Annotated in this window: 25 protein-coding genes; 16 read left to right on the forward strand and 9 right to left on the reverse strand. The window is 67.0% G+C overall.

Annotated elements, in window-relative coordinates:
• Positions 1-402 precede the first annotated feature (402 nt).
• Positions 403-1,896, reverse strand: coding sequence for a CoA-acylating methylmalonate-semialdehyde dehydrogenase (locus LU671_RS23505; RefSeq protein WP_232857049.1), 1,494 nt, complete (start codon positions 1,894-1,896; stop codon positions 403-405).
• 71 nt (positions 1,897-1,967) lie between these two features.
• Entirely contained in the window at positions 1,968-3,314 is a 1,347-nt protein-coding gene (locus LU671_RS23510) for an aspartate aminotransferase family protein (RefSeq protein ID WP_232857050.1), read from the reverse strand.
• A 119-nt stretch (positions 3,315-3,433) separates the two neighbouring features.
• Between LU671_RS23510 and LU671_RS23515 the strand changes: the two genes are divergently transcribed.
• From LU671_RS23515 to LU671_RS23535, 5 genes are all read left to right on the forward strand, one after another.
• Entirely contained in the window at positions 3,434-4,351 is a 918-nt protein-coding gene (locus tag LU671_RS23515; RefSeq protein ID WP_232857051.1) for a LysR family transcriptional regulator, read from the forward strand.
• An 85-nt stretch (positions 4,352-4,436) separates the two neighbouring features.
• Entirely contained in the window at positions 4,437-5,099 is a 663-nt protein-coding gene (locus LU671_RS23520) for a TetR/AcrR family transcriptional regulator (RefSeq protein WP_023629633.1), read from the forward strand.
• 9 nt (positions 5,100-5,108) lie between these two features.
• A complete protein-coding gene (locus LU671_RS23525; protein ID WP_050703638.1) occupies positions 5,109-5,693 on the forward strand; it encodes an IMPACT family protein in 585 nt (194 codons plus the stop codon).
• A 445-nt stretch (positions 5,694-6,138) separates the two neighbouring features.
• The gene (locus tag LU671_RS23530) at positions 6,139-6,825 is read left to right on the forward strand and encodes an SDR family oxidoreductase (protein WP_232857052.1); all 687 of its coding nucleotides are present in this window, start codon (positions 6,139-6,141) and stop codon (positions 6,823-6,825) included.
• An 87-nt stretch (positions 6,826-6,912) separates the two neighbouring features.
• Complete coding sequence (locus LU671_RS23535; protein ID WP_186714949.1) at positions 6,913-7,863, forward strand: adenosine deaminase; 951 nt, start codon at positions 6,913-6,915, stop codon at positions 7,861-7,863.
• Here LU671_RS23535 and LU671_RS23540 read toward each other — a convergent pair.
• Positions 7,860-8,570 (reverse strand): ArsR/SmtB family transcription factor, encoded by a 711-nt coding sequence (locus LU671_RS23540; protein ID WP_232857053.1) that lies wholly within the window; start codon positions 8,568-8,570, stop codon positions 7,860-7,862. The genes LU671_RS23535 and LU671_RS23540 overlap by 4 nt on opposite strands.
• Positions 8,571-9,060: 490 nt before the next feature.
• On the opposite strand from LU671_RS23540, the gene LU671_RS23545 reads away from it, so the two are divergent.
• The gene (locus LU671_RS23545; RefSeq protein WP_232857102.1) at positions 9,061-9,258 is read left to right on the forward strand and encodes a hypothetical protein; all 198 of its coding nucleotides are present in this window, start codon (positions 9,061-9,063) and stop codon (positions 9,256-9,258) included.
• On the opposite strand, the gene LU671_RS23550 is transcribed toward LU671_RS23545, so the two are convergent.
• Together LU671_RS23550 and LU671_RS23555 are read right to left on the reverse strand one after the other, a co-directional pair.
• Complete coding sequence (locus LU671_RS23550; protein ID WP_232857054.1) at positions 9,209-10,390, reverse strand: multidrug effflux MFS transporter; 1,182 nt, start codon at positions 10,388-10,390, stop codon at positions 9,209-9,211. The genes LU671_RS23545 and LU671_RS23550 overlap by 50 nt on opposite strands.
• 248 nt (positions 10,391-10,638) lie before the next feature.
• The gene (locus tag LU671_RS23555) at positions 10,639-10,836 is read right to left on the reverse strand and encodes a heavy-metal-associated domain-containing protein (RefSeq protein WP_028691383.1); all 198 of its coding nucleotides are present in this window, start codon (positions 10,834-10,836) and stop codon (positions 10,639-10,641) included.
• A gap of 146 nt (positions 10,837-10,982) precedes the next feature.
• On the opposite strand from LU671_RS23555, the gene LU671_RS23560 reads away from it, so the two are divergent.
• From LU671_RS23560 to cueR, 3 genes are read left to right on the forward strand one after another with little or no spacing between them, the layout of a single operon-like run.
• Positions 10,983-11,369 carry a hypothetical protein gene (locus LU671_RS23560; protein WP_232857056.1) on the forward strand — a complete coding sequence of 129 codons (387 nt, stop codon included), beginning with the start codon at positions 10,983-10,985 and terminating at the stop codon, positions 11,367-11,369.
• Positions 11,370-11,423: 54 nt separating this feature from the next.
• The gene (locus tag LU671_RS23565) at positions 11,424-13,823 is read left to right on the forward strand and encodes a heavy metal translocating P-type ATPase (RefSeq protein WP_232857057.1); all 2,400 of its coding nucleotides are present in this window, start codon (positions 11,424-11,426) and stop codon (positions 13,821-13,823) included.
• The gene (gene cueR, locus LU671_RS23570; RefSeq protein ID WP_050703630.1) at positions 13,820-14,224 is read left to right on the forward strand and encodes a Cu(I)-responsive transcriptional regulator; all 405 of its coding nucleotides are present in this window, start codon (positions 13,820-13,822) and stop codon (positions 14,222-14,224) included. The genes LU671_RS23565 and cueR overlap by 4 nt, the downstream gene beginning before the upstream one ends.
• A 190-nt stretch (positions 14,225-14,414) precedes the next feature.
• On the opposite strand, the gene LU671_RS23575 is transcribed toward cueR, so the two are convergent.
• Both LU671_RS23575 and LU671_RS23580 read right to left on the reverse strand, forming a co-directional pair.
• Positions 14,415-15,191, reverse strand: coding sequence for an AraC family transcriptional regulator (locus LU671_RS23575; RefSeq protein ID WP_232857058.1), 777 nt, complete (start codon positions 15,189-15,191; stop codon positions 14,415-14,417).
• A 191-nt stretch (positions 15,192-15,382) separates the two neighbouring features.
• Entirely contained in the window at positions 15,383-16,660 is a 1,278-nt protein-coding gene (locus LU671_RS23580; RefSeq protein WP_232857059.1) for an acetyl-CoA C-acetyltransferase, read from the reverse strand.
• A 117-nt stretch (positions 16,661-16,777) separates the two neighbouring features.
• Here LU671_RS23580 and LU671_RS23585 point away from each other — a divergent pair, with 117 nt between their 5' ends.
• From LU671_RS23585 to LU671_RS23615, 7 genes are all read left to right on the forward strand, one after another.
• Positions 16,778-18,130 carry a 3-oxoacyl-ACP reductase gene (locus tag LU671_RS23585; RefSeq protein WP_232857060.1) on the forward strand — a complete coding sequence of 451 codons (1,353 nt, stop codon included), beginning with the start codon at positions 16,778-16,780 and terminating at the stop codon, positions 18,128-18,130.
• Between the two features lie 2 nt (positions 18,131-18,132).
• Positions 18,133-18,984 (forward strand): MaoC family dehydratase, encoded by an 852-nt coding sequence (locus tag LU671_RS23590; protein ID WP_232857061.1) that lies wholly within the window; start codon positions 18,133-18,135, stop codon positions 18,982-18,984.
• Between the two features lie 56 nt (positions 18,985-19,040).
• Positions 19,041-19,346, forward strand: coding sequence for a MazG-like family protein (locus LU671_RS23595; RefSeq protein WP_203650387.1), 306 nt, complete (start codon positions 19,041-19,043; stop codon positions 19,344-19,346).
• On the forward strand, positions 19,343-20,092 hold the full coding sequence (locus LU671_RS23600; protein WP_110739130.1) for a methyltransferase domain-containing protein: 750 nt from the start codon (positions 19,343-19,345) through the stop codon (positions 20,090-20,092). The genes LU671_RS23595 and LU671_RS23600 overlap by 4 nt, the downstream gene beginning before the upstream one ends.
• A 20-nt stretch (positions 20,093-20,112) precedes the next feature.
• Positions 20,113-20,745 (forward strand): DUF4136 domain-containing protein, encoded by a 633-nt coding sequence (locus LU671_RS23605; RefSeq protein WP_232857062.1) that lies wholly within the window; start codon positions 20,113-20,115, stop codon positions 20,743-20,745.
• A 19-nt stretch (positions 20,746-20,764) separates the two neighbouring features.
• Positions 20,765-21,325: a DUF4136 domain-containing protein gene (locus LU671_RS23610; RefSeq protein ID WP_232857063.1), complete on the forward strand. Its 561-nt coding sequence runs from the start codon at positions 20,765-20,767 to the stop codon at positions 21,323-21,325.
• A 258-nt stretch (positions 21,326-21,583) separates the two neighbouring features.
• Positions 21,584-23,536 carry a pilus assembly protein TadG-related protein gene (locus tag LU671_RS23615; protein WP_232857064.1) on the forward strand — a complete coding sequence of 651 codons (1,953 nt, stop codon included), beginning with the start codon at positions 21,584-21,586 and terminating at the stop codon, positions 23,534-23,536.
• Here LU671_RS23615 and LU671_RS23620 read toward each other — a convergent pair.
• Positions 23,521-26,157 (reverse strand): PAS domain-containing sensor histidine kinase, encoded by a 2,637-nt coding sequence (locus LU671_RS23620; RefSeq protein ID WP_232857066.1) that lies wholly within the window; start codon positions 26,155-26,157, stop codon positions 23,521-23,523. The two genes, LU671_RS23615 and LU671_RS23620, sit on opposite strands and share 16 nt — an antisense overlap.
• Complete coding sequence (locus LU671_RS23625; protein WP_203650371.1) at positions 26,154-26,597, reverse strand: TadE/TadG family type IV pilus assembly protein; 444 nt, start codon at positions 26,595-26,597, stop codon at positions 26,154-26,156. The genes LU671_RS23620 and LU671_RS23625 overlap by 4 nt, the downstream gene beginning before the upstream one ends.
• Positions 26,598-26,651 lie beyond the last annotated feature (54 nt).

Below are 26,651 nucleotides of genomic sequence, written 5' to 3' on the forward strand. Positions count from 1 at the left end.
GCACAAGGCCGCTCCTACATCTGTTTCGGGCCAATTATGCCTGTGAAAGTATCGGCGCCTGCCTTGGTGCATGCCTCGAGTCGTGCGCAGCGACAGTGGTGACCACGCTGAAACCGCGTCGGACCAACAAGGCGGACCAGGTAATGGCACAGGATTGACTGGCCCGAAACAAATGTGGGAGCGGGCTTGTCCCGCGATGCGCCGCGCGGGCGGCGCTTGATCTCATAGGCGCCATAGAACCCTCGGTGAACACTTCTGGAACACAACACAATCCCACGGCGAACACCTCCCACACCCAACCCAACCCCAAGCCAGCCACCTGCCAGCCCCGACACCTATATAAAGCAGCCCAAAAAGCAAAGCGGGGCGGCCTCTCGGCCGCCCCGCTTTCACCCCTGCGCCTTACAAGCTCGGGAACGCAAACTGCGAAGCCTCATGGCTGGCCCGCTGTGGCCAGCGCTGGGTGATCGCCTTGCGACGGGTATAGAAGCGCACACCGTCCGGGCCATAGGCATGCAGGTCGCCGAACAGCGAACGCTTCCAGCCACCGAAGCTGTGGTACGCCACCGGCACCGGCAGCGGTACGTTGACCCCGACCATGCCCACTTCAATATCGTCGCAGAACAGCCGCGCAGCCTCACCGTCACGGGTGAAGATGCAGGTACCGTTGCCGTACTCGTGCTCGTTGATCAGCTGCATGGCCTGTTCCAGGCTGTTCACCCGCACCACGCACAGCACCGGGCCGAAGATCTCTTCCTTATAGATGCGCATCTCGGGGGTGACCTTGTCGAACAGGGTGCCGCCGACAAAATAGCCATCCTCGTTACCGGCCACACGGTAGCCACGACCATCGACCACCAGCTTGGCGCCAGCAGCAACGCCGTCATCGATGTAACCCACCACCTTGTCACGCGCGGCGGCGGTCACCAGCGGCCCCATGTCCAGGCCACAGGAAGTGCCGGCACCGATCTTCAGCGCCTTGATCTGCGGTTCCAGCTTGGCGATCAGCGCATCGGCCACCTGGTCGCCAACACACACAGCCACCGAAATGGCCATGCAGCGTTCGCCACAGGAACCGTAGGCCGCGCCCATCAGCGCGCTGACGGCGTTGTCCAGGTCGGCGTCGGGCATCAGCACCGCATGGTTCTTCGCGCCGCCCAGGGCCTGGACGCGCTTGCCGCGCTTGGTGCCCTCGGCATAGATGTACTCGGCGATCGGGGTCGAACCGACGAAGCTCAGGGCCTTGACCTCCGGCGCCTCGATCAGCGCATCGACCGCTTCCTTGTCGCCATGCACGACGTTGAGGATGCCCTTCGGCAGGCCGGCCTCCAGCAGCAGCTGGGCGATATACAGGGTCGAGCTCGGATCGCGCTCGGACGGCTTGAGGATGAAGGCGTTGCCGCAGGCGATGGCCAGCGGGTACATCCACAGCGGCACCATGGCCGGGAAGTTGAACGGGGTGATGCCGGCGACGATGCCCAGCGGCTGGAAGTCGGACCAGGCGTCGATGTTCGGGCCGACGTTGCGGCTGTACTCACCCTTGAGCAGTTCAGGGGCAGCGCAGGCGAACTCGACGTTCTCGATGCCACGCTTGAGCTCGCCAGCGGCGTCCTCCACGGTCTTGCCGTGCTCCTCGCTGATCATCTGCGAGATCTTCGCCTCGTTCTGCTCCAGCAACTGCTTGAAGCGGAACATCACCTGGGCGCGCTTGGCCGGCGGGGTGTTGCGCCAGGCCGGGAAGGCGGCCTTGGCCGAATCGATGGCCTGCTGGACGGTGGCGCGGCTGGCCAGTTCGACCTTGCGCACGGCCTGGCCGGTGGACGGGTTGAAGACATCGGCGGTGCGCTCGCCCTTGGTGACCAGCTCGCCGTGGATCAGGTGCTGAACAATGCTCATGCAGAACTCCAGATAAAGAAGGTGGAAGCGGGCGCGTGGTACTCACGCGCCCGACATCGAATTCAGAAAAGTCAGTCGACCTTGTTCAGGGCTTCGCCCACCGCGTCGAACAGGCGATCCAGTTCCTGCGGCTGGGTGTTGAAAGTCGGCCCGAACTGCAGGGTGTCGCCACCGAAGCGCACATAGAAGCCGGCTTGCCACAGTTTCATGGCCGCCTCGTACGGACGGACGATGGCGTCACCGTCGCGCGCGGCGATCTGGATGGCGCCGGCCAGGCCGTAGTTGCGAATGTCGACGACGTTCTTCGTGCCCTTCACACCGTGCAGCAGCTTCTCGAAGTGCGGCGCCAGCTCGGCGGCGGACTGCACCAGGTTTTCCTTCTGCAGCAAGTCCAGCGCGGCGATACCGGCGGCGCAGGCGACCGGGTGCGCCGAGTAGGTGTAGCCGTGAGGGAATTCCACCGCGTACTCGGGGGTCGGTTGGTTCATGAAGGTCTGGTAGATCTCGCTGGTGGCGATCACCGCGCCCATCGGGATGGCGCCGTTGGTGACCTGCTTGGCGATGCACATCAGATCCGGGGTGACACCGAAGGCTTCGGCGCCGGTCATCGCGCCCATGCGGCCGAAGCCGGTGATCACTTCGTCGAAGATCAGCAGGATGTTGTGTTGGCTGCAGATCTCGCGCAGGCGCTTGAGGTAGCCCTTTGGCGGCGGCAGTACACCGGCGGAACCGGCCAGCGGCTCGACGATCACCGCGGCGATGTTGGAGGCATCGTGCAACTCAATCAGCTTGAGCATCTCGTCGGCCAGGGCAATGCCGCCCTCTTCCGGCATGCCCTTGCTGAACACGTTGGCCGGCAGCACGGTGTGCGGCAGGTGGTCGACGTCCAGCAACTGGCCGAACAGCTTGCGGTTGCCGTTGACGCCGCCCAGGCTGGTGCCGGCGATGTTCACGCCGTGGTAGCCGCGGGCACGGCCGATGATCTTGGTCTTGGTGGCCTGGCCCTTCAGGCGCCAGTAGGCGCGGACCATCTTCAGCGCGGTGTCGGCGCACTCGGAACCGGAGTTGGTGAAGAACACGTGGTTCAGGTCGCCCGGCACCAGGTCGACGATCTTCTCGGCCAGCTGGAACGACAGCGGGTGGCCGAACTGGAAGGCCGGCGAATAATCGAGGGTGGCGACCTGGCGGGCCACCGCCTCGCTGATCTCCTTGCGGGTATGCCCGGCACCACAGGTCCACAGGCCCGAGAGGGCGTCGAACACCTTGCGGCCCTTGTCGTCGACCAGGTAGTTGCCTTCGGCCGCCACGATCAGCCGCGGGTCGCGCTGGAAGTTGCGGTTGGCGGTGTACGGCATCCAGTGGGCGTCCAGCTTGAGCTGGCTGGCCAGACCGGCCTGGGCGGTTTCGGGCATGTTCATCGGGCGATTCCTCGGAGGACGATTAGGCAACGATGGGTGTTGTTGCAGCTAAATTGTCACGGCGATAAAGTTCGAAAAACCCAGCATTTCTAATCTTCAGTCAGCGGATAACTAAACTAATGAGCCGACGCCCCGATCCCCTCGCCCAGGTCAGCGATTTCGACATCCGCCTGCTGAAAATCTACCGCAGCGTCGTCGAATGCGGCGGCTTCTCGGCGGCGGAGAACGTGCTGGGGATCGGCCGCTCGGCGATCAGCCAGCAGATGAACGACCTCGAGCAACGCCTGGGGCTGCGTCTATGCCAACGAGGCCGCGCCGGTTTTTCGCTGACCGAGGAAGGCCGCGAGGTCTACCATTCGGCGCTGCAGTTGCTCAGCGCCCTGGAAACCTTTCGCACCGAAGTGAACGGCCTGCACCAGCACCTGCGCGGCGAACTGAACATCGGCCTCACCGACAACCTGGTGACCCTGCCGCACATGCGCATCACCCACGCCCTGGCCGAACTGAAGGACCGTGGCCCTGACGTACACATCCAGATCCGCATGATCGCGCCCAGCCAAGTCGAGCAGGGCGTGCTCGACGGCAGCCTGCATGTCGGCGTGGTGCCGCAGACCAGCCCGCTCTCCGGGCTTGAATACCAGCCGCTGTACAGCGAGCGCTCGCTGCTCTACTGCGCGGTCGGCCATCCGCTGTTCTATGCCGATGACCAGCAGATCGACGACGATCGCCTCAATGACCAGGATGCGATCGCCCCGACCTTCCGCCTGCCGGCCGACATCCAGGCCCATTACCAGGCCCTGCGCTGCACCGCCAGCGCCTCGGACCGCGAAGGCATGGCCTTCCTCATCCTCACCGGGCGCTACATCGGCTACCTGCCCGACCATTACGCGATGTTCTGGGTGCAGCAAGGGCGCCTGCGTGCGCTCAAGCCCGCCCAGCGCTTCTATGACCTGGGGCTGAGTTGGGTGACGCGCAAGGGCCGCCGGCCGAACCTGGTGCTGGAAAGCTTCCTCGAGAGTCTGGCTGCGACACGTTGATACGCATCTCTACCGCTAATGCTTGTCACTTCGGCACAGGCAGGTAATCTGTCGGACATCCGTAACGACCCGCCCGGAATCGTCCATGACCCTAGAAGTCCCTGCGCATCGCTCCCCCGCCTCGGGCAAGCCCGCCGGCCGCATTCGCCAGAAGAACGAGCAGGCCATCATCCAGGCCGCCGAAGACGAGTTCGCCCGGCACGGCTACAAGGGCACGAGCATGAACACCATCGCGCTCAAGGCCGGGCTGCCCAAGGCCAACCTGCACTACTACTTCACCAACAAGCTGGGCCTGTACATCGCGGTGCTGAGCAACATCATCGAGCTGTGGGACAGCACATTCAACGCCCTGAGCGTGGAGGACGACCCGGCCGAGGCGCTCAGCCAGTACATCCGCACCAAGATGGAGTTCTCCCGGCGCAACCCGCAGGCCTCGCGAATCTTCGCCATGGAAGTGATCAGCGGCGGCGAATGCCTGAGCGAGTACTTCAGCGCTGACTACCGCGAATGGTTCCGCGGCCGTGCCGCGGTGTTCCAGGCCTGGATGGACGCCGGCAAGATGGACCGGGTGGACCCAGTGCACCTGATCTTCCTGCTCTGGGGCAGCACCCAGCACTATGCCGACTTCGCCACCCAGATCTGCCAGGTGACCGGCCGCAGCCGGCTGACCAAGCAGGACATGGAAGACGCCAGCAACAATCTTATCCACATCATTCTCAAAGGCTGCGGCATCAGCACGCCCGCCTGACCCGGACTTATGCCTTCTACCCTGCTCGAGCTCTGCGAGTTCCGCGAGGAAATCCGCAAGAGCCGCTTCATCACCCTCGCCGGCCCGATCAGCAGCCCGGCCGAGGCCATGGCCTTCATCGAACGCCACAGCGACCTGGCGGCCACCCACAACTGCTGGGCCTGGAAGCTCGGCGGCCAATACCGCAGCAGCGACGACGGCGAGCCTGGCGGCACGGCCGGGCGCCCGATCCTTGCCGCCATCGAGGCCCAGGACTGCGACCAGGTGGTGGTCCTGGTGATCCGCTGGTACGGCGGCATCCAGCTCGGCACCGGTGGCCTGGCCCGGGCCTATGGCGGCGGCGCCAACAAGTGCCTGCAGCAAGCGCCCAAGCGCTTGCTGGTACAGCGCAGCGAGTTCATCTGCAGTTGCACCTTCAGCGAACTGGCGCTGGTCAAGCTGCGCCTGGGCGAAGTCGACGGCCTGGTGCTGGACGAGCAGTTCACCGCCAACGGCGTCGACCTGCGCATCGCCCTGGGTGACAGCCACCTCGAGGTGCTGCAGCAGCAGCTCGCCGACCTGAGCCGCGGGCGCATCCTGCTGGAACGAGCCTGAGCGTTGCCCACAACTGCTGTGGGCCTGCCTGTGGATAAGCTTGGGGCACTCCGCTGCAGGCCTTGTTCCGCAAGGCCTGCAGCGTATTGAGCATATTTTGATCACATTTGTGTGACATTAACCCAAGTCACTGAAAGCGTGTGAGTTATCCCCAGTCAGCATCGACTGCGTTCCCTGAAACGAGCATTTTCAGGCTGTCGCGCTTGCACACAATTACTGTGGAGCAGCCTGTGGATAACCCGTGAACCACCCTGTCAGACCCCGTCTCCATAGGCCTTTCAGACCTTCGATCATTTTTTGACCAGCCGCGACAGGGCAGCCGACCTTTTCCTGGTTTATGCTCGTCACCCAGGCCCTCCCAGTGGAGGGCAACCGCCACATTGCCGCGCGACAAGCGAACCTGTGCCCAGCACCGCTCGCCGCGCTCTTGATATGGAGTATCGCTATGACCGCCAACAAGACCGCCCTCATCATCGGCGCCTCCCGAGGCCTCGGCCTGGGCCTGGTGCAACGTCTGCGCGAAGACGGCTGGAACGTCGTCGCCACCGTGCGCGACCCGCAACAGCCGGGTGCGCTGGGCGAAGTCTCCGGGGTGCGCATCGAGCGCCTGGAGATGAACGACACCGCCCAGCTCGACGGGCTCAAGCAGCGCCTGCAAGGCGAAGTGTTCGACCTGGTGTTCGTCAACGCCGGGGTGATGGGCCCGCTGCCGCAGGATCTGGAAAGCGTGCAGGTACAGCAGATCGGCGACCTGTTCATGACCAACGCCGTGGCGCCGATCCGTGTGGCCCGCCGCCTGGCCGGCCAGGTGCGCGAAGGCAGCGGCGTGCTGGCCTTCATGAGCTCGATCCTGGGCAGCGTGACCATCCCCGACGGTGGCGAAGTCTGCCTGTACAAGGCCAGCAAGGCCGCGCTCAACTCGATGATCAACAGCTTCGTGGTCGACCTGCAGCGCCCCGACCTGGCCGTGCTGGCCATGCACCCGGGCTGGGTGAAGACCGACATGGGCGGCGAGAACGCCGAGATCGACGTGCTCACCAGCACCCGTGGCATGCTTGAGCAGATCAAGGCCCAGAGCGGCAACGGCGGCCTGCGCTTCATCAACTACAAGGGCGAGGCGCTCATCTGGTAAACCCGGGCGATACCGGCCTGGGTGGGCGCATTGCCCGGCCAGGCCCTGTAGAATGGCGGCCAACCGTACCTGATCGAGATTGCACACATGTATGAATGGCTGAACGCCTTGCCCAAGGCGGAACTGCACATGCACCTGGAGGGTTCGCTGGAGCCCGAACTGCTGTTCGCCCTGGCCGAACGCAACAAGATCGCCCTGCCCTGGGCGGACGTCGAGACCCTGCGCAGCGCCTATGCCTTCAACAACCTGCAGGAATTCCTCGACCTCTATTACCAGGGCGCCGATGTCCTGCGCACCGAGCAGGACTTCTACGACCTGACCTGGGCTTACCTGCAGCGCTGCAAGGCGCAGAACGTCATCCACACCGAGCCGTTCTTCGACCCGCAGACCCATACCGACCGAGGCATCCCGTTCGAGGTGGTGCTCGAGGGCATCAACCGGGCCCTGAAGGATGGTCGCGAGCAGTTGGGCATCAGCAGCGGTCTGATCCTCAGCTTCCTGCGCCACCTGAGCGAAGACGAAGCGCACAAGACCCTGGACCAGGCCCTGCCGTTCCGCGACGCGTTCGTCGCCGTGGGCCTGGACAGCTCGGAAAAAGGCCATCCGCCGAGCAAGTTCCAGCGCGTCTTCGACCGCGCCCGCAGCGAAGGCTTCCTGACCGTGGCCCATGCCGGCGAGGAAGGCCCGCCCGAGTACATCTGGGAAGCCCTCGACCTGCTGAAGATCCAGCGGATCGACCACGGCGTGCGCGCCATCGAGGACGAGCGCCTGATGCAGCGCATCATCGACGAGCAGATCCCGCTGACCGTCTGCCCACTGTCCAACACCAAACTGTGCGTGTTCGAACACATGGGCCAGCACAACATCCTCGACATGCTCGAGCGTGGCGTGAAGGTCACGGTCAACTCCGATGATCCAGCCTACTTCGGTGGCTATGTCACCGAGAACTTCCACGCCCTGCACCAGCACCTGGGCATGACCCAGGACCAGGCACGCCGCCTGGCGCAGAACAGCCTGGACGCGCGGCTGGTCCGCTAGCCGGCCTGTCGGGCCGGGAGGCAGGCGATCGCGTTGATCTGCTGCTGGCCGAGCGGTGTGAGCTGCACCGCCCGGCTGCCCTCCTGTTCACGCACCCAGCCCGACTGGATAAACAATCGAAGCAGGGCCTTGCCCAGGCAGCCGCCCAGGTGCGGGCCCTGATCGTTCCATTTGCTGCAGTGGCAAATCACGCAGCCGTGCCGGTCACCGGCAGCCAGCGCGTCGATGAACACCCCCAGCGCCTCCAGATGCTCCTTGCCCTCCTGGCTCACCGACAGGTACTGCTCGTTTCCTTCCAGCCAACCGGCTACATGCAGGCGGTGGAGCAGCGCGGCGGCCACTTCGCCGCCCAGGTGGTCGCCACACAGGCGCGCCTTGCGCATCGACAGGGGAATCTGCAGCGTCGTGCCCTGCTCTGCCGGTGAGCGGCTCGCCAGTTGAACGCTGGCCAGCGCCTCCACGGCGGTGCCGACCTCCGGCGTGGCCAGGCGGAAGAAGCGCTTGCGGCCACGCGCCTCATGCCTGAGCAGCCCGGCACTGGACAACAGCGACAGGTGCGCGCAGGCCGACGAGGTGCTCAAGCCGGTGAGCACGGCAAGCTCGTCCGCCGCACGCGGGGTGCCATCGATCAACGCCCACAACATGGCGCTGCGCTTGGGATCGGCCATCAGGTTGGCGACCTGACTGATGCTGCGGACTGCGTTCATGAACCTGAAGCTCCCTGATGAATCCCGCCTGCTGGCGAACGCCGCAGATGCCCTGCCTCCGGCGTGGGCAAGCGCGGGATGGTTCGTGTGCCGGATGATCGGCGCCAGCCGCGCAAAACGCTCACGCCACGCTGGTCGCCGGAGGCAGTATAAGCCGCTGGAAGGCGCTCGCCGTGAGGGAGGCATGGCCCAGGCGGGTCGGCATTCGCCTCCCAAAAAACGTTCTGAAAGATGCGTCTGTCAGAGCGATAGACGGCTGATCCTGCTCATCCCCCGTACTACCGTGGCTGTAGCGGGAACGAAGCTGACAGCTGCTATCAGGGGGCTCGATATGTCCGACAGTGAAGGGGAATATTTCCGCCTTGCAAAACAGAAGGTCTCCCTACTTCAGACCGTCATGACCGTCAGTCTGGGTACTGACCCTGGTCATGGCACGGGGCGGGGGCAGCGCTACACTAGATCCGCTCCCGCTCACTGGAGGTGGATCGCGATGAAGATTGTCGTCAGTGCGTCGAACCGGAATCCCGCCTGCCCCTGGCAGGTCCAGCTCGACCAGCATGTGGTGAGTTTCCGTAGCGAGGCCGAGGCACGGTCGTTCGTTGCCCTGCTGGAGGCGCGCCTCAACGCGCCCCACCCGCTCACGCAGACCGGCTGGCCTGCAGGCGCCGGGTCAGCATTGCGACACTGACCACCAGCGCGCCGCACAGGCTGATCACCAGCGCCATGGGCACCGCGCTGCCGTCGTGCAGCACCCCGACCAGCGCCGCCGCGCCCGCGGCGACGCTGAACTGCAGGCAGCCCATCAGGGCCGAGGCGCTGCCCGCCCGCGTACCTTGCCCGCTCATGGCACAGGCCGAGGCATTGGGGATGATGCAGCCGAGGCTGGCGATGCACACGAACAGCGGCACCAGTAATGGCCAGAGCTGTGCCGGGCGCAACGCCGCGACCACCAGCAGCGCCAGCGCCGCCACCAGGTACAACCATACCGCCCGCGCCAGCAGGAATGCCGGGCCGCGCTTGGCCAGCAGCCGCGCATTGACCTGGGCCATCAGGATGAAGCCGGCGGCGTTGGTGCCGAACAGCCAACCGTAGTGCTCGGGCGGCACGCCGTAAAGCTTGATGAATACGAACGGCGAACCGGCGATGTAGGCGAACATCCCGGCGATGGCGATGCCGCCGGTCAACGCATGGCCGACGAACACCCGGTCGCCGAGCAGACTCAGGTACTGGCGCAGCGCGCCCGACAGCGGCTGGCGTGGAATATGGGCCGGCAGGCTCTCCGGCAAGCCCAGGCCGACCGCCAGCAGGCACGCGGCGCTGAACAGGCCCAGGGCGAGGAAGATCGATTGCCAGCCGGCCACGTTGACCAGCACGCCACCGAGCATCGGCGCGAGGATCGGCGCCAGGCCCATCACCAGCATCAACTGCGAGAACACCTTGGCCGAGGCCACCGCGTCGCACTTGTCGCTGACGATCGCCCGCGACAGCACCATGCCGGCGCAGCCACCCAGGGCCTGGACGAACCGCGCCAGGATCAAGCTGTCGAGATTGGGCGCATAGGCGCAGGCCAGCGACGCCATGGTGAACAGGCCGACGCCGAACAGCAGCGGCAGGCGCCGGCCGAAACGGTCGGCCACCGGCCCGTAGGCGAGCTGACCCAAGGACAGGCCGAGGAAGTAGGCGGCCAGGGTGGCCTGCACATGCTTTTCGTCGGTGCCGAAGGCATGCGCCATGGCCGGGAAGGCCGGCAGATAGAAGTCGATCGCCAGAGGCCCGAACGCACTGAGGGCGCCGAGAATCAGCAAGGTTCGCAGGTTCATGGAGAATCCATAGCAGGCTAAGCAAGTTCGCTAGTCTACCTGCACTGGATCGCCCGGCGTTGAAAACCTTTGTAATAATTGATCCTGCGTGTCCTGTAGGAAAAGGCAGAAAACAGGGTTGCAGCAGGATCGGCGTGGGAGGATCTGCGTGGGAGCGGGCTTGCCCCGCGATGAGGCCACCCAGGCCAACATCATTGCCTGTTCTGCCGCTATCGCGGGGCAAGCCCGCTCCTACAGAGGTCGCCTTATCAGGCCACTTCGGCCTGATACCCCTCTTCACGAATCGCCGCCAGGATCTGATCCGCCGCCAGGGCACTCTCCACCCGCACCTGCCGCGCCGCCAGGTCCACTTCCACCCGCGCCGCCGCATCCTGCTCCTGCACCGCGCGGGTCACGCCCTTCACGCAATGGCCACAGGTCATGCCTTGCACATTGAATACTTGCATCGAGGTTGCCTCCTTGTGGGTTTTGCCCAGTCTCAGCCTTGCCATCGGGGCAAGGTCAAGTTCCGCGGAAAACGGCCGGGCTGGAAATCCGCGCGCGGCTCGGCCAAGCTGCGCCTTTGACGATTTTGGCAAGCAGGAGATTTTTCATGATCAGGGCAGCATTGAGCCTCGTCGGATTGCTGGGCGCACTGGCCGTCGTGCCACCGGCCAGCGCCGAGGGCAATTCGGACTACAGCGTGCTGATCATTTCCCGGGAACGCCTGGAGGTGGCCACCAGCTGCGAGATCGGCATCTACCTCAATGACCAGCTGTCCGGCCGCCTGTTCCAGGAACAGGCGACCTCGTTCAACCTGCCGCCGGGCCCCGTCGATGTGCGCCTGCGCCTGTTGCCCGGGCAGGTACCCGGCTGCGCCCCCGGCGTCGAGGACCAGCGCAGCACGCGGCTGACCCTGCAGGCGGGCCAGATCAACAAATACCGGATCGCCATGGGGCACAATGGCCTGGTGCTCAAGAGAGCCGGCCTGGGCTATTGACCTTGCCAGCATGGCAAGGTTGATGCTGGAGGCCTGTCCACGGAGGAGAGAGCCATGCCCGCATCCACCACCTTCGACCTGCCGATCGGCGGCATGACCTGCGCCAGCTGCGCAGGTCGGGTCGAACGCGCCCTGCGCAAGGTCACCGGTACCGAACACGTCAGCGTCAACCTCGCCACCGAGCAGGCCCGGGTCCAGGCCCCGGCCGACAGCCTGCCAGCGCTGGTCGACGCGGTGCGCGACGCCGGCTACAGAGTCCCCACCCGCACCCTCGAACTGCAGATCGGCGGCATGACCTGCGCCAGCTGCGCCGGCCGGGTCGAGCGCGCCCTCGGCAAACTGCCAGGGGTCGAGCAGGTCAGCGTCAACCTGGCCAGCGAACGCGCCCACCTCGAGGTGCTCGAGGGCGTCGACGACGGCGCGCTGATCGCTGCGGTCGAGAAGGCCGGTTACAGCGCCACCCTGCCGCTTGCCAGCCACGATGACCAGGCACAGGCCCGACGCCGCTTGCGCAACGAACGCCTGGCGGTCGCCGCCGCCCTGCTGCTGGCACTGCCACTGGTGCTGCCAATGCTGGTGCAACCGTTCGGCCTGCACTGGATGCTGCCGGCATGGGCGCAGTTCCTGCTGGCCACCCCGGTGCAGTTCATCCTTGGCGCGCGCTTCTACGTCGCCGCCTGGAAGGCCGTGCGCGCCGGCGCCGGCAACATGGACCTGCTGGTCGCCCTGGGCACCAGCGCCGGCTACGGCCTGAGCCTGTACCAATGGGCCAATGCGCACAGCGGCATGGAGCCGCACCTGTACTTCGAAGCCTCGGCGGTGGTGATCGCCCTGGTGCTGCTGGGCAAGTACCTGGAAAGCCGCGCCAAGCGCCAGACCGCCAGCGCCATCCGGGCACTGGAAGCCCTGCGTCCGGAACGCGCCGTGCGGGTTATCGACGGGCGCGAGGAAGACGTCGCCATCAGCCAGCTGCGCCTCGACGATGTGGTGCTGGTCAAGCCCGGCGAACGCTTCCCGGTCGATGGCCAGGTGCTCGAAGGCAGCAGCCACGCCGACGAAGCCCTGATCAGCGGTGAAAGCCTGCCGGTGCCCAAGCAGCCCGGCGACGCGGTGACCGGTGGCGCCATCAACGGCGAAGGCCGTTTGCTGGTGAAGACCCTGGCGCTGGGCACCGAGACCGTGCTCGCCCGCATCATCCGCCTGGTCGAGGACGCCCAGGCGGCCAAGGCGCCGATCCAGAAGTTGGTCGACCGGGTCAGCCAGGTGTTCGTCCCCGCGGTGCTGGTACTGGCCCTGGTCACCCTGGTCGGCTGGTGGCTGGCCGGCGCACCGCTGGAAACCGCGCTGATCAACGCCGTCGCCGTGCTGGTGATCGCCTGCCCCTGCGCCCTGGGCTTGGCCACGCCCGCCGCGATCATGGCCGGCACCGGCGTCGCCGCCCGCCACGGCATCCTGATCAAGGACGCCGAAGCACTGGAGCGCGCCCATGCGGTCAACCGCGTGGTGTTCGACAAGACCGGCACCCTCACCTCCGGCAGCCCGCGCATCGTCCACCAGCAGGCCAGCAGCGGCGATGACAACGAACTGCTGCGCCTGGCCGGCGCCCTGCAACGCGGCAGCGAGCACCCCTTGGCCAAGGCGGTGTTCGACGCCTGCGCCGAACGCGATCTTGACGTACCGCAAGTGGCCGACAGCCAGTCCCTCACCGGCCGTGGCATCGCCGGCCAGGTGGATGGCCGCGAGCTGGCCCTGGGCAACCGCCGCCTGCTCGACGAGAGCCAACTGCTGCCGGGCGAACTGGCAGCCAGCGCCCAGGCCTGGGAGGCCGAAGGACGCACCTTGTCCTGGCTGATCGAGCGCGGCAGCCAGCCTCGCGTGCTAGGCCTGTTCGCCTTTGGCGACAGCCTCAAGCCCGGCGCCGGCCAGGCCATCGCCGCCTTGCATGCGCGCCACATCAGCAGCCACCTGCTGACCGGCGACAACCGCGGCAGCGCCAAGGTGGTGGCCGAGGCCCTCGGCATCGACGACGTGCACGCCGAGGTGCTGCCGGCGGACAAGGCCGCCACGGTGGCCGCGCTCAAGCAACAGGGCGTGGTGGCCATGGTCGGCGACGGCATCAACGATGCCCCGGCGCTGGCGGCCGCCGACATCGGCATCGCCATGGGCGGTGGCACCGACGTGGCCATGCAGGCGGCCGGCATCACCCTGATGCGCGGCGACCCGCGCCTGGTACCTGCCGCCCTGGAGATCAGCCGCAAGACCTACGCGAAGATCCGCCAGAACCTGTTCTGGGCATTCATCTACAACCTGATCGGCATCCCCCTGGCCGCGCTGGGCTACCTCAATCCGGTGCTGGCCGGCGCCGCCATGGCGCTGTCCAGCGTCAGCGTGGTGAGCAATGCCCTGTGGCTGAAGACCTGGAAACCCACCGCCATCGACCAGGAGGCCCCATGAACATCGGCCAGGCCGCCCGCCGCAGCGGGCTCAGCGCCAAGATGATCCGCTACTACGAGTCCATCGGCCTGCTGCGCCCCGCCACGCGCAGCGAAAGCGGCTACCGGCTGTACCAGCAGGAGGACCTGCACAGCCTGGCGTTCATCAAGCGCTCGCGGGACCTGGGCTTTTCCCTGGAGGAAGTCGCCAGGCTGCTGACCCTGTGGCAGGACCGCCAGCGTGCCAGCGCCGACGTGAAGGCCCTGGCCATGCAGCATATCGAGGCGCTGAACAAGCGCATCGAGGAGCTGGTGAGCCTGCGCGACACCCTTGGCGAGCTGGTGGCCCACTGCCAGGGCGATGACCGGCCGGATTGTCCGATCCTCAAGGACCTGGCCAATGGCAGCGGGTGCTGTCACTGACGGCGGCCACTCATGAAGAAACACGCAACCCATTGATTTAGCTTGACCCTGTGGGAGCGGGTTTACCCGCGAAGAAAGCAACGCGGTGTATGGCACCGGCTCCGCCGGTGTTCGCGGGTAAACCCGCTCCCACAGGTTATGCACCTCTCTCTCGGGTGTTGTTCCCTGCACCACAGCGCAGGGCAGTCTCCTACAGGCGCAGCTCCCCCGGGGTCGCGCCGAACAGCTGGCGGAATGCGGCGATATAGGCCGAGGTCGAGTCATACCCGCAGCCCAGCGCGGCCTGGGTGACGCTCTCCCCGGCCTCCAGCAGCGCCAGCGACGACAGCAGGCGCATGCGCTGGCGCCAGTTGCGAAAGCTCAGGCCTGTCTCGCGCTGGAACAGGCGCATCAGGGTCTTTTCCGATACCCCGAGTTGCACCGCCCACTGCTGCAGGGTCTGGGGCTGGTCGGGGGCGGCGATCAAGCCGTTGCACAACGCCAGCAGGCCCGGGTGGCGCGGCAGCGGCAGCGAGAAGCCCACCTGCGGCAGGGTGTGCAACTGGTCCAGCAACACAGCCACCAGCCGCGCCTCGGCACTGTCGCCTTCCGGGTAGTTCACCGCGAAGGTGCAGAACTGCTTGATCAGCTCCCGCGCCAGCGGCGTGACCTCCAGTACCCGGCATTCGCCCGGCGCCCAGGGGCAGGCGTCGCGGCGCACGTACAGGCTGCGCATCTCGGCCTGCATCGAGGTCAGCACTTCATGTTCGGTGCCGGCGGGGATCCACACGCCCCACTGTGGCGGGGCGAAGTAGCTGCCATCGCTGGTGTAGACGCCAAGCACGCCGCTGATGGCGTAGGAAAACTGCACCCAGTCGTGCTGGTGACGAGTAGTCCAGGACCCGGCGCCCAGGCTCTCGGCACGGGCGTAGAGCGGTCTGGGCAGGTGGTCCAGGGCGGGGATGGGACGTGGTCCGGTGATCGACATGTTGAGGCCTGGTGTCTCGGGTCGGACAAGGGTACCAGCCAACTGATGGAACAACACAAGACGCAAGGATTTAATCGGAACGGCGTGGGAGCGGGCTTGCCCCGCGATCCGTATCGCGGGGCAAGCCCGCTCCCACGCTGGTGATGCTTGCCGGTGCGAAAGCGAAGCCAGCTTATTTCCGAGACAGGGCACTAGCGCTCGACGATCGCCGTCACTCCCTGCCCGCCCGCCGCGCAGATCGAGATCAGCCCACGTCCCTTGCCACGCTCGCCCAGCAGCTTGGCCATGTTCGCCAGTATCCGCCCTCCCGTCGCCGCGAACGGATGCCCGGCGGCCAGCGAGCTGCCCTTCACGTTCAGCCTGGCGCGATCGATCGCCCCCAGCGGCCCGTCGAGCCCCAGGCGCGTGCGGCAGTAGTCGGCATCCTCCCAGGCCTTGAGGGTGCACAGCACCTGCGCGGCGAAGGCTTCGTGGATCTCGTAGAAGTCGAAATCCTGCAAGGTCAGGCCATTGCGCGCCAGCAGCCGCGGCACCGCGTACACCGGTGCCATCAGCAGGCCTTCCTGGCCGTGGACGAAATCGACCGCCGCTGCCTCGCCGTCTACCAGGTAGGCCTGCACCTTCAAGCCCTGCGCCTCGGCCCAGGCCTCGCTGCCGAGCAACACCAGCGAGGCGCCATCGGTCAGCGGCGTGGAATTGCCCGGTGTCAGCGTGCCCAGACCACTGCGCTCGAACACCGGCTTGAGCTTGGCCAACTGCTCCAGGGTCAGGTCGGCGCGCAGGTTGTTGTCCCGGGTCAGGCCGAGGTAGGGCGTGAGCAGGTCGTCGTGCCAGCCCTCGCGGTAGGACGCCGCCAGGTGCTGGTGGCTGAGCAGGGCCAGTTCATCCTGCTCCTCACGGCCGATCTGCCAGGTCTGCGCCATGCGTTCGCAGTGCTCGCCCATCGAAAGCCCCGTGCGGGGCTCGCCATTGCGCGGCAACTCGGGCTTGAGCAGGCCCGGGCGCAGTTTCAAAAAGGGCTTGAGACGTTCGCCGAGGCTCTTGCCGCGGTTGGCCTGCAGCAGGATCTGCCGCAGCCCTTCGCTCACCGCGATGGGCGCGTCCGAGGTGGTGTCGACACCCCCGGCGATGCCGCTGTCGATCTGCCCCAGGGCGATCTTGTTGGCCACCAGCAACGCCGCTTCCAGGCCGGTGCCGCAGGCCTGCTGGATGTCGTAGGCCGGTGTCTGCGGCGACAGCCTCGAGCCCAGCACGCACTCGCGGGTCAGGTTCATGTCACGCGAATGCTTGAGCACCGCGCCGGCCGCCACTTCGCCCAGGCGCAGGCCGTGCAGCCGGTAACGCTCCACCAGGCCCTCGAGGGCGGCCGTGAGCATCGCCTGGTTGCTGGCCTTGGCGTAGGCGCCGTTGGAGCGGGCGAAGGGAATCCGGTTGCCCCCCAGGATCGCGACCCGGCGAATTGACTGCATGCCTGTATTCCTCCTGAAACAATTTGATCCTTAAGCCTAGGTTCTTTTCGCGCATTCGAACGACCCTGCCACAAACTTGGTCCACACTTGCATGCTTGCCTTCAGGGAGAACCGTACATGAGCGACCGCTATCTGGGCTTTGCCAACTCCACCCTCGGACGAAAACTGGTCGATGCCCTCGGCCTGCCCCGCCCGGTGCCGCTGGAACGCTGGCAGGCCGGGCGCCTGCGCCCCATCGAGGGCGCACTGGTGCTGGGCGGCGGGCTGCTGGCAGACCAGGTAGCGGCGATCGCTCCGCGCCTGACTGCCGACTGCTATGGGTTCGGCAGCGAAGCGCTCGAAGTCCCTGCCTGGGTCGCGGGCCTGGGGCCGAAGCTCAAGGCGGTGGTGTTCGATGCCAGTCACCTGTCCGACAGCGATGACCTCAAGCAGTTGCGCGAATTTTTCCAACCCCTGCTGCGCAGCCTGGCCTCCAGCGCCCACGTGGTGATCCTTGGGCGTGCGCCAGAAGCCATGGCCGATGCGCAGGCCAGCGTCGCCCAGCGCGCCCTCGAAGGCTTCAGCCGCTCGCTGGCCAAGGAACTGCGCAATGGCGCCACGGCCAACCTGCTGTATGTCGCCGAAGGCGCCGAAAGCCAGCTCGAGGGCGCGCTGCGCTTCTTCCTTTCGCCCAAGAGCGCATTCGTTTCCGGCCAGGTCCTGCGCCTGGCGCCCTGCGCCGCCCAGGTGCAAGACTGGACCCGACCGCTGGCCGGTCGCCACGCCCTGGTCACCGGCGCCGCCCGGGGTATCGGTGCGGCGATTGCCGAGACCCTGGCCCGGGACGGCGCCGAGGTGACGCTGCTCGATGTGCCCCAGGCCCAGCGCGACCTTGACGCCCTCGCCGCGCGCCTGGGTGGCCGTGTCCTGGCGCTGGACATCTGCGCCGCCGATGCCGCCGCGCAGTTGCTCGAAGCCCTGCCCCAGGGCCTGGATATCGTCGTGCACAACGCCGGCATCACCCGCGACAAGACCCTCGCCAACATGACCCCGGAGTACTGGGACGCGGTGCTGGCCGTCAACCTCAAGGCGCCCCAGGTGCTGACCGAGGCGCTGTTCGAGGGCGGCAAGCTGCACGCTGATGCGCGCATCACCCTGCTCGCCTCGGTCAGCGGCATCGCCGGCAACCGTGGCCAGTCCAACTATGCGGCCAGCAAGGCCGGGCTGATCGGCTTCGCCCAGGCCTGGGCGCCACGCCTGGCCGAACAGGGCGCCAGCATCAACGCCGTGGCGCCGGGCTTCATCGAGACGCACATGACCGCGGCCATGCCCATGGGCCTGCGCGAGGCCGGCCGGCGCCTGAGCTCGCTGGGCCAGGGCGGCTTGCCGCAGGACGTCGCCGAAGCCATCGCCTGGCTCAGCCAGCCAGGCTCGGGCGCGGTCAATGGCCAGGCCCTGCGGGTCTGCGGCCAGGCCTTGATGGGAGCCTGACCATGACCCGACCCTGGCACGACCTGCACAGCCCCGACTCACGACCGAGCCTATACCTGCGCGCCCTCGGCAAACGCAAGATCCGTGGCAGCCAGCTGCCGGAGCAGGGCCTGCGCTGCTATCTGCGGGTCGATCCCGCCAACCTGGCGGCCTACCGCCGGCTCTGCCACTTCGCCGACGACGGCCGCCTGCCGGGTACCTACCCGCACATCATGGCCTTCAGTTTGCAACTGCAGCTGCTCACCGCCGAGGATTTTCCCTATCCGCTGCTGGGGCTGGTGCACCTGCACAACAGCCTGCAGGTGCTGCGCCCCCTGGGCGGCATCGACGGGCTGCGCTTCGCGGTGTATGCCGACAACCTGCAGCCCCATGAAAAGGGCGGCACCTTCGACCTGGTGACCGAGGCCGAGGATGGCCTTGGCCTGCTCTGGCGCGAGACCAGCCGCATGCTGGTGCGCGGCCTCAAGCTCGAGGCACCGGTGGCGGATCTGGCCGAGACAACGCCCGTCGCGTTGCCCGAGGCCACCCGCTGGTATGCCGACGGCGATATCGGCCGGCGCTACGCCAGGGTCTGCGGCGACTACAACCCGATCCACCTGAGCAGCCTCACGGCACGCCTGTTCGGCTTCCCCAGGGCCATCGCCCATGGCATGTGGAGCAAGGCCATGGCGCTGGCGGCCTTGCAGGGGCACCTGCCCAAGGCCGGGTATGCCTTTTCGGTGGACTTCCACAAACCGGTGCGCCTGCCTTCGGAGGTGATACTGAGCGCCAGCGAGGCGGGGCCAAGCGGCGAGCTGCGCCTGGATGGCCACGGCGGGCTGCTGCACATGCTCGGCAGGTGGCGCACGCTCTGATCGGGCTTGCTTTGCAAGGCACCTCGCCGGAAGCTATGCGCCACGAGGAGACCCCGATGAACCTGCAAGAACTGACCGAACGCCTGCACCGCATCCGCGACACCAACGACTGGCGGGTGTTCCACAGCCCGAAGAACCTGGCCATGGCCGCCAGCGTCGAAATGGCTGAACTGGTAGAGATCTTCCAGTGGCTGAGCGAGGATCAGTCCCGCCAGCTGCCCGCCGACAAACTCGCCCATGCCGGTCAGGAAGTGGGCGATATCGTCCTTTACCTGTTGCTGCTGTGCAGCGAACTGGGCCTGGACATGGACGAGGTGGTGCGGGCCAAGCTCGCCGACAGCGAGAGGCGCTTCGGCAAATGAACGACCGTCACTTCGATGAACTGGCCAGCCGCTTCGCCGAGAAGATCTATGGCGGCGCCAAGGGCGCCATCCGCCTGGCGGTGCTCCAGGCTGACCTGGCTGAAGCCCTGCCCGACCGTCCGCTGCGGGTGCTCGACATCGGCGCGGGCCTCGGCCACATGGCCCTGTGGCTGGCCCAGCGCGGCCACCAGGTAACCCTTGCCGAACCCGCGGCGCCGATGCTCGACGGTGCCCGCGCGCGCTTCGCCGAGGCCGGCCAACAGGCGACCTTCATCCAGGCGCCCTGGCAGGACCTGCTCGGCCAGCTCACCGAGCCGTACGACCTGGTGCTGTGCCACGCCGTGCTCGAATGGCTGGCCGAGCCCGAGAGCATCCTGCCGGTCCTGCATCAACTGACCGCGCCGGGTGGCTGGTTGTCGCTGGCCTTCTACAACCGCGACGCGCTGGTCTACCGCAACCTGCTCAAGGGGCATTTCCGCAAGCTGCGGCACAATCGCCTGGCCGGTGAAAAGCAGAGTCTCACGCCACAGAAACCACTTGATCCGCGCGAGCTCAAGGCGCAACTTGAAGCTCTGTGGAAGGTCGAAAGCGAGAGCGGTGTACGGGTATTCCACGACTACATGCCCAAGGAGTTCCAGGACAAGGCCGAGCTGCTCGATCTGCTGGAGATGGAACTGGCGCACCGCCGCCATCCCAGCTTCGCCGGCCTGGGCCGCTACCTGCACTGGATGTGCCGCCCCCACTGACCCGCTTGCCAGGAGGATCCATGCCGTATCGTCTGCTCTGCCTGGCCTTGCTCCCCCTCGCCCTGGCCGCCTGCCAGGGCAGCAACCCCTATGTCGCCAGCGGCAAGCCGCTGCCACCAGCGCCGCACCAGGCCGCCAGGACCTTCGATGCCAGCGCCTATCCCGCGCCGGTACGCGATTACGGCCGTTATCGCAGCTGGAGCTGGCGCAACAACCAGCCACCCGGAGGCCTGGTCAACGCGACGCCGGGCCAGCTGGCCGACGCGGTGAGCGGCGCCCTCGACCAGCACGGCCTGCGCCCGGCCCACAATGCCCCCGCCGACCTGCTGGTCAGCGCCGACGTACGCCTGGAACGGCGCCTGCGCCAGGTGCGCGACTACGACTACGATCCCTACTACGGCCCCTACCCCTACGGTAGCGTCGGCTACGGTGGCTACCGCAACGGCTATGGCGGCTACGCCAGCGTGCCGATCGTGCGCACCTACGAAGTCGAAGTGATGGTGGTGCGCATCGACCTGTTCGATGCCCGCAACGGCCAGCCGGTGTGGAGCGCCAGCGCCGAAAGCGGCAGCGACAAGGACTCGCCGCGTGAACGCGAAAGCGCCCTGCGCGAGTCGGTGAGCAAGGCGATGAGCGGCTATCCTCCCAGCTAACCTCCCACGGAGAACCATCATGTTGCGCCGTCTCGTTCTACTGTCCTTCGCCCTGCTGCTGGCCGCCTGTTCGAGCAACAACGTGCAGCACGACTTCGATGCCAGCCGCGACTTCGCCGCCTACCGCAGCTGGGCCTGGCAGGAGCCGGGCCTGCAGTATCGCCCGGACGATCCGCGGATCAAGAGCGACCTGACCGAGCAACGCATTCGCCAGGCGGTCGCCGGCCAGCTCGACCAGCGCGGCCTGCGCCCGATCCAGGGCAATGCCCGGGCGGATGTGAAGGTGCGCGCCTACCTGATCGTCGAGGACCGCCAGCAGCAGATCACCACCAACTACGGCGGGGCCTGGGGTGGCTACTGGGGCGGTTACTGGGGCGGACCGATGTACAACGAGATGCGCAGCGTCGACTACAAGGTGGCGACCATCCAGGTCGACCTGTTCGACGGCCGTGACGGCAAACTGGTATGGCGCGGCAGCGCCGAGCAGATCATGAACAACTACCCGCCCAGCCCGCAGGAGCGCAACGCGGCGATCCAGAAGACCGTGACCCAGGTGTTGAGCAACTACCCGCCGCATTGAACCTTGTGCTGTCGCGTGGAGGACAGCGTTGCAAGCACCACCAGCGTGGGAGCGGGCTTGCCCCGCGATCACCGGCAAAGCCGGTGCCATGCACCACATCGCGGGGCAAGCCCGCTCCCACGCGGCTCCAGCCAAATCAAAGAATTTCGGTATGTTCCATAAGGGCGTAACAGCAGACAAGGCAACTTGCCATCACCTTGACTACACTCCTTGCACCGCCGCCGTGCTGCCGGGCCACAGGCCGGCAAAGGAGTGCCCGTGGTTCCCCGTTCCGCTGTGCGCCAACGCGGCGCGATCGGCCTGATGGCCGCGCTGACCATGGGCCTGGCCCTGGTGTTCATGCTCCTGACCGTCGACAGCGGCCGTCTCTACCTCGAACAACGCAAGCTGCAGCGCATCGCCGACATGGCCGCCCTGGAAGCCGCCGAGCACGGCGGCGTCTGCAGCGGCAGCGGCCCGCAGGCCTCCGCCCTGGCCCGCACCGCAGCCACCCGCAACGGCCACTCGCCCCTCAATCCACTGATCGCCAGCTGCGGCTACCTGCGCACTGGCATCGACAACCTGCGCACCTTCAACGCCGATAACGCGCGCAACGAGGCGATCAAGGTCGAAGTCAGCAACGTGGTGGTCACCAGCGTCGCCGGCGGGGTGTACGCGCTGGTCCAGGGCGGCGCCATCGCCCGCACCACCACCCTGCGCGCCAGCGCGGTGGCCGGCAGCCCCGGGACGCCCCAGGCGCGGCTGAGCATCCGCACCACCCTGGCCACCGTCAACTCGACCCAGGGTTCGGTGCTCAACGCCCTGCTCAAGGCCCTGGGCGGCTCGGCGCAGCTCGATGTGCTGGGCTGGCAGGGCATCGCCAACACCCAGCTCGACCTGTTGAAGTACCTCGACCAGCTGGCCGTGGACCTGCACCTGGATATCGGCGACTACCAGCAACTGCTCAATGCCGACACCAGCGCCACCGTGCTGCTGCAGGCCGCGGTCAAGGTGCTGCAGCAAAGCGGCGCCGCCGTCGATGTGATAACCAACCTGGGCAAGCTGGCGGCGGACCTGCCGGTGGGCGGCCTGCAACTGGGCGAGCTGCTCGACCTGCAGAACGGCACGGCCCAGGCCGGTCTTGACGCCAGCATCCAGCTGCTGCAACTGGTGCAAGGGGTGATCCAGCTGGCGGCCAGCGAGCACGCGGTCAACGCCGACCTGCCGATCAATGTGCTCGGGCTGGTCAATGGCCGCGTGCAACTGCGGGTGATCGAGCCCCCGCAGATCTCGGCGGTGGGCGACCCGCGCACGGACGAGCTGCGCATTCATACCGCCCAGATCCGCGCGTTGGTGTCACTCGACCTGCCCCTGCTGAGCGGCATCGCCGGGCTGCTCAACGCCGTGCTGGACCTGGCCGCGCCACTGACCAATGTGCTCAACAACCTGCTCAGCCTGAACCTGCTGGGCACCGTGCAGTCGCTGACCTGCGCCCTGGGCATTCCGTGCAAGGTCAGCGACATCAAGCTGCTGGACGGCCAGGTGCATATCGATATCGGCATCGAAGTGGCCGAAGGCAGCAGCCGCCTGCGCCCGGCACCACCCGACAACTACACCTGCACCCCGAAAAGCCTGACCACCCTCACCCAGCGCTCGGCGGCGAAGATCGCCATCGGCAGGTTCGATTCCCCGGCGGACTTCCTCAGCAACGGCACCACCGTGGTCAAGGCCCTGCCGGTCATCGATATCGGCACCAATGTCTGCAGCCGCCTGCTGATCCTGCCGCCGTCCTGCGGCACACGGGTGCCCTATGCCGGCGGTGGCATAGGCCTGCGGGTGGACAGCAAGCTGCTGGGCAATGGCCCGGTCGAAAAGACACTGCTGTTCAGCGGCGCCCACGCCCCGACCGAAATCGGCCAGGAACCTGCCTACCAACCCATGGACAGCGACCAGGCCCAGGTGGTGGCGAGCCTGTCCGACACCCTGGCGGGCATCCACCTGGAAGCCTACAAACCCACCGGCAATGGCGGCCTCGGCCAGGTGCTGGTGCTCACCGCCGGACTGCTGGACGGGGTGAAGAACATCCTCGAACCGGTCATCAAGAACCTGCTCGGCCCCCTGCTCGATCCCCTGGTCAACGGCTTGCTCAAGGTGCTCGGCATCGACCTGCTCGACGCCCAGGTCGGCACCAACCTCAGTTGCGCCAGCGGCCACGCTCAACTGGTGCTGTGAAGGGGCAGCTCGACCCGCAAGCACGCGCCGTCGGCGCCGTTGTCCACGCTCAGGCGGCCTCCCATCTGGCTGACGATGCCATGGCTGACCGACAGGCCCAGCCCGGTGCCGACCCCGGCCGGCTTGGTGGTGAAGAAGGGTTCGAAGATCCGCTCGTGCAACTGCGGATCGATCCCGCCGGCGTTGTCCTCCACCAGCAGCCATAAGCATCCGCCATGCAGCGCCTGGCGTACCCGGATCCACGGCTGTGCCACCTGCTTTTCCAGCAAGGCGTCACGTGCGTTGACCATCAGGTTGATCAGCACCTGTTCCAGCTGGTCCTGGTGCCCGAGCACCTGCGCCAAGGCCTCCGGCGGTTCCAGGCGCAGCGTCACGCCCTTGCCGCGCAGGCCTTCCTCGAGCAACGCCCCGGCGCCTTCCACCGCGGCCCAGGCGGCGAAGCACTCGCGCTCGACCGCCGAGCGCCGGCCATACACCCGCATATGGTCGACCAGTCGGGCGGCGCGCTCGACCTGGGCCTCGATACGGCGCAGCTTGTCCTGCAGGTAGGCCTGATCGGCGGCGCCGTTCTCCAGGCGCTTGAGGGTGTTGGCCACCGCCATGCGCATCACGTTGAGCGGCTGGTTGATCTCGTGCAGCAGGCCGGTGGCCAGCTCGCCGAGGGTCGCCATCTTCGCGCCCTGCAGCAATTGCTGCTGGCTGCGCCGCACCTCGGTGTTGTCGCGCCCCACGGCCTGGACCTCCAGCAGGTTGCCGTCGGCGTCGAACAAGCCACGGTCGGCCCAGACCCACCAGGCGTGCTCGCGGCCGGGCAGTTGCAGGCAGATCTCCGCGCTGCTCACCGGCTGCTCCGGGGTCAGCGCCCGCAGGCGCAGGAGAAAGGCCTCGCGCTGGCCGGCAGACAGCCACTGCCCCAGGTCCGCACCCTGCAACTGCTCAGGCGTGCAGCCCAGGTAATCGCCCAAGGGTCGGTTGCCGAACAATACGGTCAGGTCCGGGCGATAGCGGCAGATCATCGCCGGCGAGTCCTCCACCAGTACGCGGTAGCGCTCCTCGCTCTGGCGCATGCGCTCGGCGGCCTCGGTGGCTTCGCTGACGTCCAGCCACAGGCCGACCACCTCCAGCGGCTGGCCGAGGTCGTCACGCAACAGGCGGGCCTCGTCGAGCATCCAGTGATAACCACCAAGGTGATCGCGCAGGCGATAGCGGCAACGCACCTGGCCATCACGCAACAGGCTGCGGGTGCGCTCCAGCCACAGCGGGCGGTCGTCCGGATGCACCGCCAGGCCCGGCTGGCGCGCCTGCTCGCTGTCGGCCGCCCAACCCAGCAACGGCGCCAGGCTGGCGCTGTAGAAGTCGCTGTGCAGTGCGCCTTCGGCATAGCGCTGCACGTAGATCACCGCGGGTGAGCGGGCGATGAGGTTCTCCAGGCGCGCACGGGCCGCGCCGGCCTGCTGCTCCTGGGCCTTGAGGGCGCTGATATCGAGCAGGAAGCCGCGCAACTGGTCGCCCCGGCCCTGACCGGCCCAATGGAACCAGCGCGGCGGCGCCAGGGGATCGGGGTCCGGCAAACGCACGCTGAGGCTCAGCGCTTGCCCGTCACGGGCCTGGTCCAGGGCCAGTTGCGCCGGCTCGCGGTCCGCCGGGTGCAGGCGGGCGAGCCATTGGTCAAGGCTGATCCGGTTCGCCAGCCCGAGGGTCGCGGCCAGGGCCGGGTCCAGCTGCAGCTCGCCGTGCGCCGGCCATTCCCACCAACCTGCGCCCAGCTGGCGCTGCAGATCATCAAGGTGATGGGCCTGATGCTGCAGTTGCTGGCGGCGATGGCGCACCAGCAGTGGCTCGGTCAAGGTCCGCACCAGCGCCAGGGCCATGTCGACCGGGGGCGCCTGCCGCGCCCCGGCGCACAGCACCCAGGCCTCGGCCTCCAGGCCCTGGCGGTAGGGCACCAGGAACAGCGAAGTACCACCGCACAGGGCGAGCAGTTCGGGGTCGTCATCAACATCGATCAGGGTATGGGCCGGCCAGCGGTCCAGGCGCTCGCGCAGCCTGCGATCGTCGGGCCAGGGCCAGGTCTCGTCGCTGCTGGCGTAGTCGCGCCAGCCACCCGGCTCGCGCAGCATCAGCCGCAGCGCGGCCGCCTGCCAGTGCTCGGCCAGGCTGTGCAGCTGTTCGCGGGTCGTCTGCAGCAGGCGCTCGCTGCCGCATTCGCGCAGGGCGTGGCCGATCTCGCTGATCAAGGGGCGCTGACGGTCCCAGCGCTGTTCGCGCAACAGGTCGCCGATATCGAACAGCTGCAGCATCCAGCCCTGGTCATGGCGCTGCAGCCAGCCACGGGTGTGCAACGCATGGCCCATGACGGTGTGAAAGTCCAGGTCCAGGGGCTGGCCCTGCCAGTCGGCGGGCTGCCCTTCGAGCACCAGCCAGCTGTGGCGTTCCAGATAGTCGTGCACCTGCGCGCCTGCCTGGCCGGGCAGCGCCAGCAGGCTGCGCAGCGGGCCGGCCAGGCGCAGCACCCGCGCCTGATCGTCGAGCCACAGTTGCAGGCCAATGGCCGGCGTTACCTCGGGCGTCTGGGACGGGGCAGGCGCGGCAAACCAGCGATCGAACAGGCTACCACTCACAGTTGCAGGCTCGCCTGGGCCTGCAGCCGCGCGGGCAGCTTCGGTACGTCACCGACCACCGGCAGCACCAGGGTCGGCAGCACCCGCGTCAGGCGCGAGCGCGGGTAGTCGATCACCACCGTGAGCACCTTGTCCACACCGACCGTGACCCGGGTGTCGGTGAGCACGTTGAACCCCAACGCGTTGGGCATCCACGCCAATTGCTGGCCGATCACCTGGCGGGCCAGCCCCTGCACGTCCAGCTCAAAGGTCTGGCTGGTCGGGTCCACGGCCACGCAGCGGCGCACCGCCTCGCTGCTGGCCTGGTTGAACGACTGCAGCATCAGCATCGGCAGGGCGTAGCTGACCAACCCGTAGAACACCGCGAAAAACACCATGAATACCGCGACAAACTCGATGGCTGCCGCGCCTTTTTGCCGTCCCGCCGGGCTTGCTTTCATGATCGCGTCTACCCTGACTGTGAGACCTGTCTGAAAGCATAGAACCGTTCAACG

Origin of the sequence: Pseudomonas sp. NMI760_13 (genome assembly GCF_021283245.1) — a bacterium.
Lineage (GTDB): Bacteria > Pseudomonadota > Gammaproteobacteria > Pseudomonadales > Pseudomonadaceae > Aquipseudomonas > Aquipseudomonas peradeniyensis.

Bases quoted from the DNA above. Each gene is read 5' to 3' on its own strand.
- LU671_RS23535 (WP_186714949.1), top strand. From the start codon at position 6,913: ATGTATGAATGGCTGAACGCCTTGCCCAAGGCGGAACTGCACATGCAC.
- LU671_RS23505 (WP_232857049.1), bottom strand. From the start codon at position 1,896: ATGAGCATTGTTCAGCACCTGATCCACGGCGAGCTGGTCACCAAGGGC.
- LU671_RS23605 (WP_232857062.1), top strand. From the start codon at position 20,113: ATGCCGTATCGTCTGCTCTGCCTGGCCTTGCTCCCCCTCGCCCTGGCC.
- LU671_RS23595 (WP_203650387.1), top strand. From the start codon at position 19,041: ATGAACCTGCAAGAACTGACCGAACGCCTGCACCGCATCCGCGACACC.
- LU671_RS23515 (WP_232857051.1), top strand. From the start codon at position 3,434: ATGAGCCGACGCCCCGATCCCCTCGCCCAGGTCAGCGATTTCGACATC.
- LU671_RS23520 (WP_023629633.1), top strand. From the start codon at position 4,437: ATGACCCTAGAAGTCCCTGCGCATCGCTCCCCCGCCTCGGGCAAGCCC.
- LU671_RS23575 (WP_232857058.1), bottom strand. From the start codon at position 15,191: ATGTCGATCACCGGACCACGTCCCATCCCCGCCCTGGACCACCTGCCC.
- LU671_RS23600 (WP_110739130.1), top strand. From the start codon at position 19,343: ATGAACGACCGTCACTTCGATGAACTGGCCAGCCGCTTCGCCGAGAAG.
- cueR (WP_050703630.1), top strand. From the start codon at position 13,820: ATGAACATCGGCCAGGCCGCCCGCCGCAGCGGGCTCAGCGCCAAGATG.
- LU671_RS23555 (WP_028691383.1), bottom strand. From the start codon at position 10,836: ATGCAAGTATTCAATGTGCAAGGCATGACCTGTGGCCATTGCGTGAAG.
- LU671_RS23540 (WP_232857053.1), bottom strand. From the start codon at position 8,570: ATGAACGCAGTCCGCAGCATCAGTCAGGTCGCCAACCTGATGGCCGAT.
- LU671_RS23510 (WP_232857050.1), bottom strand. From the start codon at position 3,314: ATGAACATGCCCGAAACCGCCCAGGCCGGTCTGGCCAGCCAGCTCAAG.
- LU671_RS23565 (WP_232857057.1), top strand. From the start codon at position 11,424: ATGCCCGCATCCACCACCTTCGACCTGCCGATCGGCGGCATGACCTGC.
- LU671_RS23585 (WP_232857060.1), top strand. From the start codon at position 16,778: ATGAGCGACCGCTATCTGGGCTTTGCCAACTCCACCCTCGGACGAAAA.
- LU671_RS23550 (WP_232857054.1), bottom strand. From the start codon at position 10,390: ATGAACCTGCGAACCTTGCTGATTCTCGGCGCCCTCAGTGCGTTCGGG.
- LU671_RS23530 (WP_232857052.1), top strand. From the start codon at position 6,139: ATGACCGCCAACAAGACCGCCCTCATCATCGGCGCCTCCCGAGGCCTC.
- LU671_RS23525 (WP_050703638.1), top strand. From the start codon at position 5,109: ATGCCTTCTACCCTGCTCGAGCTCTGCGAGTTCCGCGAGGAAATCCGC.
- LU671_RS23590 (WP_232857061.1), top strand. From the start codon at position 18,133: ATGACCCGACCCTGGCACGACCTGCACAGCCCCGACTCACGACCGAGC.
- LU671_RS23625 (WP_203650371.1), bottom strand. From the start codon at position 26,597: ATGAAAGCAAGCCCGGCGGGACGGCAAAAAGGCGCGGCAGCCATCGAG.
- LU671_RS23545 (WP_232857102.1), top strand. From the start codon at position 9,061: ATGAAGATTGTCGTCAGTGCGTCGAACCGGAATCCCGCCTGCCCCTGG.
- LU671_RS23580 (WP_232857059.1), bottom strand. From the start codon at position 16,660: ATGCAGTCAATTCGCCGGGTCGCGATCCTGGGGGGCAACCGGATTCCC.
- LU671_RS23560 (WP_232857056.1), top strand. From the start codon at position 10,983: ATGATCAGGGCAGCATTGAGCCTCGTCGGATTGCTGGGCGCACTGGCC.
- LU671_RS23610 (WP_232857063.1), top strand. From the start codon at position 20,765: ATGTTGCGCCGTCTCGTTCTACTGTCCTTCGCCCTGCTGCTGGCCGCC.